At 44.6% G+C, this 10,354-nt stretch carries 8 protein-coding genes and 2 pseudogenes; 8 read left to right on the plus strand and 2 right to left on the minus strand.

Translation table 11 applies throughout. The features are described from left to right. Positions 1-7 precede the first annotated feature (7 nt). Together hutH and AB4323_RS17040 are read left to right on the plus strand one after the other, a co-directional pair. Entirely contained in the window at positions 8-1,540 is a 1,533-nt protein-coding gene (gene hutH, locus AB4323_RS17035) for a histidine ammonia-lyase (protein WP_017067090.1), read from the plus strand. Positions 1,541-1,751: 211 nt separating this feature from the next. Continuing rightward, positions 1,752-2,477 (plus strand): DUF3581 domain-containing protein, encoded by a 726-nt coding sequence (locus AB4323_RS17040; RefSeq protein ID WP_017067089.1) that lies wholly within the window; start codon positions 1,752-1,754, stop codon positions 2,475-2,477. A gap of 91 nt (positions 2,478-2,568) precedes the next feature. Here the strand turns inward: AB4323_RS17040 and AB4323_RS17045 are convergent, their stop codons facing one another. Together AB4323_RS17045 and AB4323_RS17050 are read right to left on the minus strand one after the other, a co-directional pair. After that, entirely contained in the window at positions 2,569-3,030 is a 462-nt protein-coding gene (locus tag AB4323_RS17045; protein ID WP_017066183.1) for an isoprenylcysteine carboxylmethyltransferase family protein, read from the minus strand. Between the two features lie 66 nt (positions 3,031-3,096). After that, positions 3,097-6,132 carry an FAD-binding and (Fe-S)-binding domain-containing protein gene (locus AB4323_RS17050; protein WP_017066184.1) on the minus strand — a complete coding sequence of 1,012 codons (3,036 nt, stop codon included), beginning with the start codon at positions 6,130-6,132 and terminating at the stop codon, positions 3,097-3,099. A gap of 222 nt (positions 6,133-6,354) precedes the next feature. Here AB4323_RS17050 and AB4323_RS17055 point away from each other — a divergent pair, with 222 nt between their 5' ends. The 6 genes and pseudogenes from AB4323_RS17055 to AB4323_RS17080 all read left to right on the plus strand — a co-directional run bounded on the left by AB4323_RS17055 (position 6,355) and on the right by AB4323_RS17080 (position 10,302). Continuing rightward, positions 6,355-7,038, plus strand: a complete 684-nt coding sequence (locus AB4323_RS17055) for a DUF3334 family protein (protein WP_017059770.1) — start codon at positions 6,355-6,357, stop codon at positions 7,036-7,038. A 209-nt stretch (positions 7,039-7,247) separates the two neighbouring features. Further along, entirely contained in the window at positions 7,248-7,937 is a 690-nt protein-coding gene (locus tag AB4323_RS17060) for a DUF2786 domain-containing protein (RefSeq protein ID WP_017059769.1), read from the plus strand. A gap of 99 nt (positions 7,938-8,036) precedes the next feature. Next, complete coding sequence (locus tag AB4323_RS17065; protein WP_372050980.1) at positions 8,037-8,705, plus strand: OmpA family protein; 669 nt, start codon at positions 8,037-8,039, stop codon at positions 8,703-8,705. Between the two features lie 157 nt (positions 8,706-8,862). Beyond that, a pseudogene (locus AB4323_RS17070) lies at positions 8,863-9,430 on the plus strand (tetratricopeptide repeat protein); the annotation flags it as partial. Positions 9,431-9,510: 80 nt separating this feature from the next. Beyond that, a pseudogene (locus AB4323_RS17075) lies at positions 9,511-9,948 on the plus strand (hypothetical protein); the annotation flags it as partial. 165 nt (positions 9,949-10,113) lie between these two features. Further along, positions 10,114-10,302: a hypothetical protein gene (locus AB4323_RS17080; RefSeq protein WP_017059767.1), complete on the plus strand. Its 189-nt coding sequence runs from the start codon at positions 10,114-10,116 to the stop codon at positions 10,300-10,302. The last annotated feature ends 52 nt before the right edge of the window (positions 10,303-10,354 follow it).

A 10,354-nucleotide genomic window follows, 5' to 3' on the forward strand; every position in this document is an offset into this window, starting at 1 on the left:
AGAGAACATGTTGAACTTATTACTTAAGCCAGGACTTCTTGGCCTATCTGAACTTCGAAAAATCAGCCGTAGCCCTGTGAACTTATCACTCGATCCTGCAGCAATCCCGGATATCGAAGCGAGCATGCAAGTTGTCGAACAAGTGATTGCTGAAGACCGCACTGTGTATGGCATCAACACGGGTTTTGGCTTATTAGCAAACACCAAGATTGCGCCTGAAGATCTCGAAGTTCTACAGAAAAGTATCGTACTTTCTCACGCTGCGGGCATTGGCAAGTTCATGTCTGATGAAACCGTGCGCTTGATGATGGTGTTAAAGATTAACAGCTTGTCTCGTGGTTACTCGGGTATCCGACTCAAGGTCATCAATGCTCTTATCGATCTTGTGAACGCACAGGTTTATCCGTGTGTTCCACAAAAAGGATCTGTGGGTGCTTCAGGAGATCTTGCTCCCCTCGCCCACATGAGTACGGTACTTCTAGGTGAAGGCCAAGCGCGCCACAACGGCAAAATCATCACTGGCTTAGAAGCAATGCAGATCGCTGGCTTGGAGCCAATCACACTTGCTCCGAAAGAAGGCTTAGCTCTGTTAAACGGCACACAAGCATCGACTGCCTTTGCATTAGAAGGTCTGTTTGCAGCTGAAGACTTATTCGCGTCTGCAACCGTATGTGGCGCGATGTCTGTAGAAGCAGCGCTGGGTAGTCGTCGTCCGTTTGACCCTCGAATTCATCGCGTTCGTGGTCATCGTGGTCAAATGGATGCCGCGCTTGCTTATCGCCATATGCTTGATCAAAAGAGTGAGATTGGTGAATCACACACTTGCTGTGAAAAGGTTCAAGACCCTTACTCGTTGCGCTGTCAGCCTCAAGTGATGGGTGCCTGTTTACAGCAAATTCGTAATTCAGCAGAAACGTTAAACGTTGAAGCGAACTCGGTATCGGATAACCCACTGGTATTTGCTGAAGACGGCGACATTATTTCAGGTGGTAACTTCCACGCAGAACCTGTGGCAATGGCAGCGGATAACCTAGCACTTGCGATTGCAGAAATTGGTAGCCTTTCTGAACGAAGAATGGCACTGCTGATTGATAGCGCACTAAGCAAACTTCCACCTTTCTTGGTCGATAACGGCGGCGTTAATTCAGGCTTTATGATTGCTCAAGTAACCTCTGCTGCTCTGGCAAGCGAGAATAAAACACTGGCACACCCAGCATCAGTAGACAGCCTTCCAACATCGGCAAACCAAGAAGATCATGTATCTATGGCAACCTTTGCGGGTCGTCGACTGCGTGACATGGCAGAAAACACCCGTGGCATCTTGGCTGTTGAATACTTAGCAGCAGCACAAGGCTTGGATTTTAGAGCACCAAATCTCTCTTCTCCTCGAGTAGAAGAAGCAAAACAGATACTGCGCGAGAAAGTCAGCTTCTACGACAAAGACCGTTACTTCTCACCTGATATCGAGCAAGCAAATCTACTGCTCAAATTATCAGTGCATAACCATCTAATGCCAGAAGGCCTACTGTGTAGCTTCTAAGGTTTGGCGAAATAGCACGTCATATAAACAGGGGCTATTGATTAGCCCTTGTTGCATTGAATCCAAGCCCCTATTCCCCTCAAAATCGTCACATACCATCCAACGTATTTATCTAATTGACTGATATATAAGCAAAGTTAACTGGATAGACCATTAGATCGAAGTTAGTTAGCTATAATCCACCCCAGATTTGATGACTAATAGCGATACTATGTTTCTGACACCTTACTTTTCTACTGAAGACAATCAATTTCAATTCACTCGTGAACAAGCAAGCCACTTTGCTAAAAAAGTAGCTGGCGATTTCAACCCGATTCACGATGAAGACAACAAGCGCTTCTGTGTACCTGGCGATCTTTTATTTGCAGTACTTCTGCAAAAAGAAGGCATCAGCCAAAAAATGCGTTTTGATTTTTCAGGTATGGTTGGTAACGGTATTGCGTTAAGCGTTGACAACAAGTGTGAAAAAGAGAGCTCACTTATCGATGCAAATGGTAAAGAGTACCTACACATGTCTTGTGAAGGTGAGAAGAGCCATGATCAAGCATTCATCGAGCACGTAGTAACAAACTACGTTAAGTTCTCTGGCATGAACTTCCCACACATCATGGTTCCTCTTATGGAAGAACAACAAATGATGATCAACTGCCAACGTCCTCTAGTGATTTACGAGAGCATGGAAGTTGAATTTACTCGCCTAGACCTGTCTCACCCAGAAGTTGAATTCTCTGGCGCGACTTTTGATGTTGAAGGCAAACGTGGCATCGTGACCCTGAACTTCGATTTCAAAGAAGACGGCGAAGTAGTAGGTAAAGGCGTGAAGCGTATGGTAGCAAGTGGCCTTAAGCCATACGACCAAGCTTCTGTAGACGACCTAGTAAACCGCTTCAACGAACGCAAAGAGATGTTTCTAGCTCAGTTCACAGCCGCTGCTTAATCAGCTCTAGAACAAGATCAATAAAGCCCAGCTTGATAATCTCAAGCTGGGCTTTTTTATTTCGATTACTAAGCCAGCACTCAAATCATCACTAAATCCAGCGTCTAACCTTTTGTTTGTAATCAACATATTCTGCGCCGAATAATTGTTCTAGTGCTCGCTCTTCGGGTTTGATTTGGAAGTAATTCATGTAGATTACGAAGCCAAAGCTAAGTAGTACACTGAAGATATTCTGGAAGAAGTAGCCAAAGCAAAATAGCAGGATGAACAACCCTAAGTACATTGGGTTTCGCGTGTAGCCAAAAATTCCACTGTCCACGACGGCTGAAGCGGTTTCTACTTTGATCGGGTTAACGGTGGTTTTCTGTTTTCGAAATTCCAATATGCCGGATATTCCGATCACACCACTCAATGTGACTCCGATTCCTAACACAATCATTCCATAAGGCAATGCCAGTGTCCCTTGGCTCAACTGTTGAGCGCAGAAGTATGATGCTACGAATACAATAATGAACAGTGCAACTGGTGGTACTTTTAATTCTAGAAATTTCATACTTTTCCTTATTAACATTCCTTTGTTAGTTTAGAAAAAAGCCCAGCAATTGCTGGGCTAAATGTATTAGAGAATTTTTGCTAGCGCCTGTAATGGGTGAGCAAGCTTCTCACCTTCAAAACGCTTCACTTGGCTGCGGCAAGAATAGCCCGTCACCAAGCAACGATCTTTTGGTAAGTCCTGCATTTGAGGCTTCCAGCTTAAACCATATATGTCTTTCGACATTTGTAGCTTATCGACTTCGTGGCCGAAAGTTCCCGCCATACCACAACAGCCGACAGGAACGCTGGTTAACGCCGCCCCAAAGTGTTTGAAGATAGTACCCCACTCTTTTTCAGCGTTCGGCATTTTGGTTTTCTCAGTACAGTGAGCAAACAAGTACCACATATCTTCACTTGCTGAGCGTGCTTCGAACTCACCTAGCGATGGCATTAACCATTCATGCACAGTAAGTACATCAAAGTCGCCGCGCTTGTCACCTAAGATCTCGACGTATTCATCGCGGTAACAAAGCACAAGAGCAGGATCAACACCGACCAAAGGAATTCCGATATCCGCCACCATCGACAAGAAATCCGAAGTCGATTTCGCCTCACGTGCAAAACGATTTAAGAAGCCCTTGATGTGCAACGCTTTACCATTCGGTTTAAACGGCAGCAGTACCGGAGTTTTGCCAAGTTTTTGAGCCAGAGTGACGAAGTCTTCAATCACCTCGGCATCATAGAAGCTGGTAAACGGGTCTTGAACGATCAGCACATGCTGTTTCTTCTGTTCAGAAGACAAGCCTTCTAAATACTGTAAATCGAAGAGTTGCAGCTCTTTACTCGCTAGACGATTTTTGAGCGTAGGCACCGACATCAATGGTGCATCAACATAACCGACCGTTTTAGCTGTTGCCGTTTGGATCCACTTTTGACCCAATGCAGCGTTGACTACTTTTGGCGCTTTCGCCATCAGCGGCAGCATGGTTTCAATGTTGGCAACTAGATAATCTTTTGCAGGGCGCTGGTAACGCGAGTAGTAGATGTTCAAGAATCGAGAACGGAAACTTGGTACATCGACTTTGATCGGACATTGACTCGCACACGCTTTACACGCCAAACAACCGTTCATCGCCTCATGAACTTCATGCGAGAAATCGTACTCATGGCGTTTGTTCATCGTATTGCGAACACGCTCAATCATAGTCTTAACGGGTGTGTTGTCTTTCAACGCTTCTTGCTCAAGGTCGAGAATATCAACGCCTTGTTCAGTCAGTTGACGCAACCACTCTCTTACCAAGCCTGCGCGGCCTTTGGGTGAGTGACGTCGGTCAGCCGTAACTTTCATTGAAGGACACATTGGCGAGCTAGTATCGTAGTTGAAACACAAGCCGTTACCGTTACATTCCATTGCTTGCTTGAAGCTGTCACGAACTTGTACGTCGATCTGACGGTCGTAGAAACCACGCTTGGTATCGGTGACTTTCACCAATTCAGCGTCACTTTCTAAAGGCGTACAGATCTTGCCTGGGTTCATCTTGTTGTGCGGGTCGAATGCTGCTTTAATACGTCTTAATTCGGTAAACAGCTCTTCACCAAAGAAGTCTGGGCCATACTCAGAACGGAAACCTTTACCGTGCTCGCCCCACATTAAACCGCCGTATTTCGCCACCAGCTTAACCACTTCATCAGAGACTTCATGCATCAATGCTTCTTGCATCGGGTCACACAGATCCAATGCTGGACGAACGTGTAATACGCCCGCGTCAACGTGACCAAACATGCCGTAATTCAACTCTTTTGAATCGAGTAACACTCTAAATTCAGAGATGAAATCCGCGAGGTTTTCTGGTGGTACACAAGTATCTTCAGCAAAAGCGACTGGCTTAGCTCGGCCTTTCGCCGCACCTAACAGACCCACTGCTTTCTTACGCATGTTGTAGATTCGGCCAATGCTCGCCAAATCGCTACAAACTTGAAAACCAATCACGCCGGCTTCTTCGCTTTCAACCATGGTTTCAAGGCGTGCAGTCAGCGCTTGAACTTGCTGTTCAACTTCCGCTTCATCTTGGCCTGCAAACTCAACCATGTTGATGCCAAGCATCTCTTTGTTCGGAACATCAGTCAGCAAATCGCTCACGGTGTGCCAAACGATGTCTTGCTTCGCTAGGTTCAATACTCTTGAATCTACCGTTTCAACAGACAGTGCTTTCGCTTCCACCATGAACGGCGCATTACGCAGCGCAGAATCAAACGTGTTGTATTTCACGTTAACCAGTGTGCGCGCTTTTGGAATCTTGGTTAGGTTTAACTTTGCTTCCGTGATGAATGCTAAAGAACCTTCAGCGCCACATAGAACGCGAGTTAGGTCAAAGCTGTCATCTTGTTCGTTGATTGCATTCTTTAGGTCATAGCCTGTTAAGAAGCGATTCAGCGGAGGGAATTTATCTAAGATTTGAGCGCGTTTGTCTCGACAAACCGCCTCTGTCACCGCAAGTGCATGGTGAGCGAATTCACCCTCTACAGGTAAGCCGTGTGATAAATCAGATTCTAGACATGAACCATCTGCGAACACCGCTTGCAGCGACAATACATGGTCAGACGTTTTGCCGTACTTCAATGACCCTTGGCCCGAAGCATCGGTATTGATCATGCCACCCAAGGTTGCTCGGTTACTGGTAGAAAGGTCTGGAGAAAAAAAGTAACCATAAGGGCGAACAGCGTCGTTCAATTGATCTTTAACGACACCAGACTGAACTCTTACCCAGCCCTCTTTCTCGTTAATCTCAAGAACCTTATTCATGTATCGCGACAGGTCAACCACGACACCTTTTGTTAAAGATTGTCCGTTGGTTCCGGTACCGCCGCCACGAGGGGAAAAAGTCACGCGTTCGTAAGCGGATTTAGAAACCACTTTACCGATAAGCACAACGTCTTGTGTTGTTTTAGGAAGGATGACCGCCTGCGGCAATTGCTGATAGACACTATTATCAGTCGCCACAGCCAAACGGCTAGAATATTGAGATTCAATGTCGCCAGTAAAGCCCGCTGTTTTTAGTTCATCTAAAAAGCGTACGACAACTGGATCGACATCAGCATTGAGTTGAAGTCTTGGTAACATTTGCTTCCTGCCCCTACTTCGCTGATCCTATCAGCATTGGGTTATCTGAGATTTTTAATAATTTTCTTTGAATTTCGTCACTTTACTACTATTAAGATCATATAAAAAGGTGATCAAATCAGAATCTCAGTGCAAGAATGGAGAAATAGTCACTTTCGTCTTAATTCAGTAACAATATACTGAATAACATTTTGTTTAAGACATCTCCACGAGCACATCACAATGAAAAAAAACAAAACAGTCACAACTGAAGATATCCTTCTTAAACTATGCCAATCAGTCTCAAGCGTACTGACTTCAGCGACGGCTTCTCAGGTGTCCTATTCAGCCATGGTTCAAAAGATCAACAAGACAAGCCTAAAGCCAGATTTTGGTTGCTTCGTTCTGTTTGACGGCGGCTTTTCTGGTCTCGTTGTTATTAATTTTACGTCCAAAGCAGCGCTAGAGATCTACACCAATTACATGCGCAATATGGGCATGCCTGAAAACGAGCTTGCTGTGCTTCATACTTCAGACGAAGTGGGTGATGTATTGGGTGAGTTGATGAACCAATTAGTTGGCGATTTCACCAATAAAATCCGCAAAGAGCTGCAAACCAACATCACACAAAACCAACCGAAAATGCTGGCTCTGAACAAGCAAGTTAACCTTTCTGTTGATACCAATCTCGACCGTCCACAAGCTCGTCGTGTGACCTTCTCTACCGCTAATAACAACATCTTCTACCTTGAGCTTGCGATGGATAAGACTGAGTTCATTCAATTAGAAGAATTTGAAATCGCAGAAGACGAATGTCCAGATAGCATTCTTGAGGCGACTCAGAAAAAAATGCAAGAAGCGAACAAGCCAGCTCAAAGCTCTGGCAATGATTCTGCGGCAGATCTACTCGATGAACTGGGTATCTAGTTTACGAATGCTCTAGACATATTGAAAAAACGTGTCACTAACGCCATCAATACGCTTGATGGCGTTTTTGTTTTTACCGCCAACTGGGCTCATGCAGTTCAATGTTCACCGCCTTCCTTGTTCATCAAACCAGTTTTGCCTTTCTGTTACCCGCGAAAACATGTAAAATGTTGGACTTTTAAAAATTTGCGGTACTGATTAAATTGTCGATGGATAAGAAAAAAGCCCTAAAGAAAATTGCCAAGTGTCTTGAGCTTGGAAATTCTGCGAACGTCAATGAAGCTGCCAATGCGATAAAAATGGCGCATAACTTGATGCTGAAATATGGTCTCGAAAAAGACGATATTGAATTTATCAAGATGGGGAAAACTCAGTCCAGTCACCTGTTACCTGCAAATATCAGTTCTACACTGCTGCGTGTTATTCGCGGTATCAACACCAAATTTGGCGTAGAAGCCGTATTGCTGAATCATAAAGGCCTCAAGCGTGTTGAGTTCATTGGTGAAGCCGACCGCGCGATCTTCGCAGCGTTCGCTTTCGATATCATTTATCGTGAACTGAATGAACACACCGGCCAATTCAGAAATAGCTTTGCTGGCTCTGGCACAGGGTCCTTAGAAGTGACACGCCGCGTGAACTCGTTTGTTTCAGGCTGGGTTGAAGGTGCGCTTGAAAAGCTACCAACTATTACCCCAGACGACGAATCAAACAACAAGATCAATAATTACATTGATAAAGAATTCAAAAATATCGACCGTGAAACGTTCAAACAGCAACTGAGAGAAGCGATGAAAAACCTCACCGCCGATTATGAAGTTGGTTTGAAGAAAGGTCGTAAATTGTCTGTTAATCGACCAGTTGGCGGTACCCAGGCAGCTAAAAAGATAACTAAATCATAGAGCCACTTTACATTGCTTCGACGTATTGATAAAAACCATCAATAAGATTTACAGGACTATGTTTGTCACTCGGATTCATTCGTTTGACAGAAGTACATGATGGAGAAATACGTTAAAAAAATCACACTAGCCCTAGCGCTTACTATCGCTTTAACGGGTTGTCAGGCAACTCAACGCCAAAACGCGACAACTGGCGAATCTGAGGCTAACTCTGCAACTCAAGGCGCTCTAATTGGTGCACTCGCTGGTGCCGTTGCTGGTGCTGCAACTGGTGACTCTAAAGACCGTGGTAAACGTGCACTTATTGGTGCTGCCGGTGGCGCCGCTGTTGGTGGTGGTATTGGTTACTACTTTGACCGACAAGAAGCTGCCCTTCGTGAAGAGCTAATGAATTCAGGCGTTCAAGTTGAACGTGTCGGTGAAAACCAACTTCTACTTCGCCTAGAAAACGGCATCGGTTTTGATTCTGGCTCTTACGCTTTGGAATCAAGCATTCACAATACCCTTCGCGGCGTTGCTCGCATCCTAGTTGAATACCCAGACACTAGCCTAGTGATTGAAGGTCACACTGACAGCGAATCGACGAACCAAATCCTTTCTGAGCGTCGAGCTGAATCTGTTCGTGCATTCTTGATCTCTCAAGACGTTGCTGCAGGTCGTGCTATTGCTCGTGGTAACGGTGAGCGCTACCCTCTATGTGACAATAACACCTCTCAAGGTCGTGCTTGTAACCGTCGCGTAGAAATTCAAATCTTGCCGCTTAAGTAGCACGATTAAAGCCCAGTCCATCTTTATCTATTGAATTAACCTCTATATAGTTGTTTATCAGTTATGTTACTCATTTAACGTGATAATAATAATCAACGACCATAAAGCGTATTCATACTGACATATCGATTCTGGGCTTTTTTACGAGACTTATCTTTTGCTGATCCTATCCAACATTCTGTCATCATCATTTCTTAGAACACTATTTCTAGCCCTCACCTTTTCCACGATTCAACTGTCCACCACACATTTCGTGCACGCAGCAAGCAGTGATGAATTTTCACTAGAATCACAACCTCAAGATCCAGTTTCTCAATACCAATTGGCTCAAGCTTATGAATCGGGTGTCGACGTTCCTGTTAGCACCAGTGATGCATTGTATTGGTACACGCAGTCAGCAGAAAACGGCAACCCAAACGCGCAATTTAGACTGGGTGAATGGTACTTGGCAGGTACAGGTGTTGAACAAAGTAACAAGCTTGCTTTGGAATGGTTTATTAAAGCGGCGTTGCAAGGTAACCAGCGCGCACCTATCGAGGTAGCAAAACTCTACGAATCCTCGCTAGAACAAGACCTCCTTCAACCATTAGATAAAGCGCAGCTATGGTATGAAGCAGCCTTAAAAGATAATCCACAAGCAGAAGAGGGCTACAACCGCATTTTGGAAGCACAATTCAACCAGCAACGTGCAAAACAGATCTCTTCAATAGAACAGCTCGATGACAGCATCGACTCTGAAATAGACACCAGTCAGGGGGTATCTAAGCACGTTCAATCTAACCAAGCATCACGCTCTAACCTCTCCAGTTCTAACCTAACTAGCTCTGACTATATGATTGGTGCTGCGTTGGCCGTGTTGATTTCAATCATCAGCATTATTGCGACGCTCGTTATCTCAAGAAAAAGACAAGCTCTAAAGTCGGGTGATTCGCGACAGCAACAACAATCACTTGAAGCGCAGCTTAGCTCGAAGGACCTTACGATTAAGCAGCAAAAACGCCAGCTGAACACTATGTTCCACGAATTGAAGAAGCAGAAAAACAGCAAAGGTCTGAGTAATTTGCAGGTGGCCTGCGCGCTATTTGGCTACACACCTAGCTCAATCCCCGACCAGAAAAGCATCAAGATCCGATACAAACAGCTATCAAAGATCTACCATCCAGATGGTCACGGATGTGACGAAGAAATGAAACGTTTGAACAATGCGCTAAAAACCATTTTACAAAATGTTACAAAACCGTAAACAAACACACATCTTCATTTTCCTAGATCTCAAAGATATCGATTTTATTGGTGTTGCAATCGATCCCCCTCTCAAAAACGGGTAACAAACTATTAACTAATGGGTCTTACTTGTGTCATAATTTGCGCCGAAAATACACCTGACTTAAACAGGTGAGGAGAGAATATGTTCACAATAGAAGGCGTTTGTGATTGGTGCAAAAAGCCAAGCCTAGTTAAAAAGCACGACTACCTAGATGGTAAGTGTCATCATGCATGTAACGAGTGCAATGATATTGCAACCATTGATGTTCGCCAGTTCAATATTGGTGAAATGGAAATGAGAGCAAAACTCTCCCAAGCGACATTGAGATAAGCAACACCGTGAAATATAAGAAAGCGCCTAAGGCTAATGCCGTTCACTTAAG

The organism is Vibrio sp. 10N.261.52.C11, assembly GCF_041471405.1.
Taxonomy (GTDB): domain Bacteria; phylum Pseudomonadota; class Gammaproteobacteria; order Enterobacterales; family Vibrionaceae; genus Vibrio; species Vibrio crassostreae_C.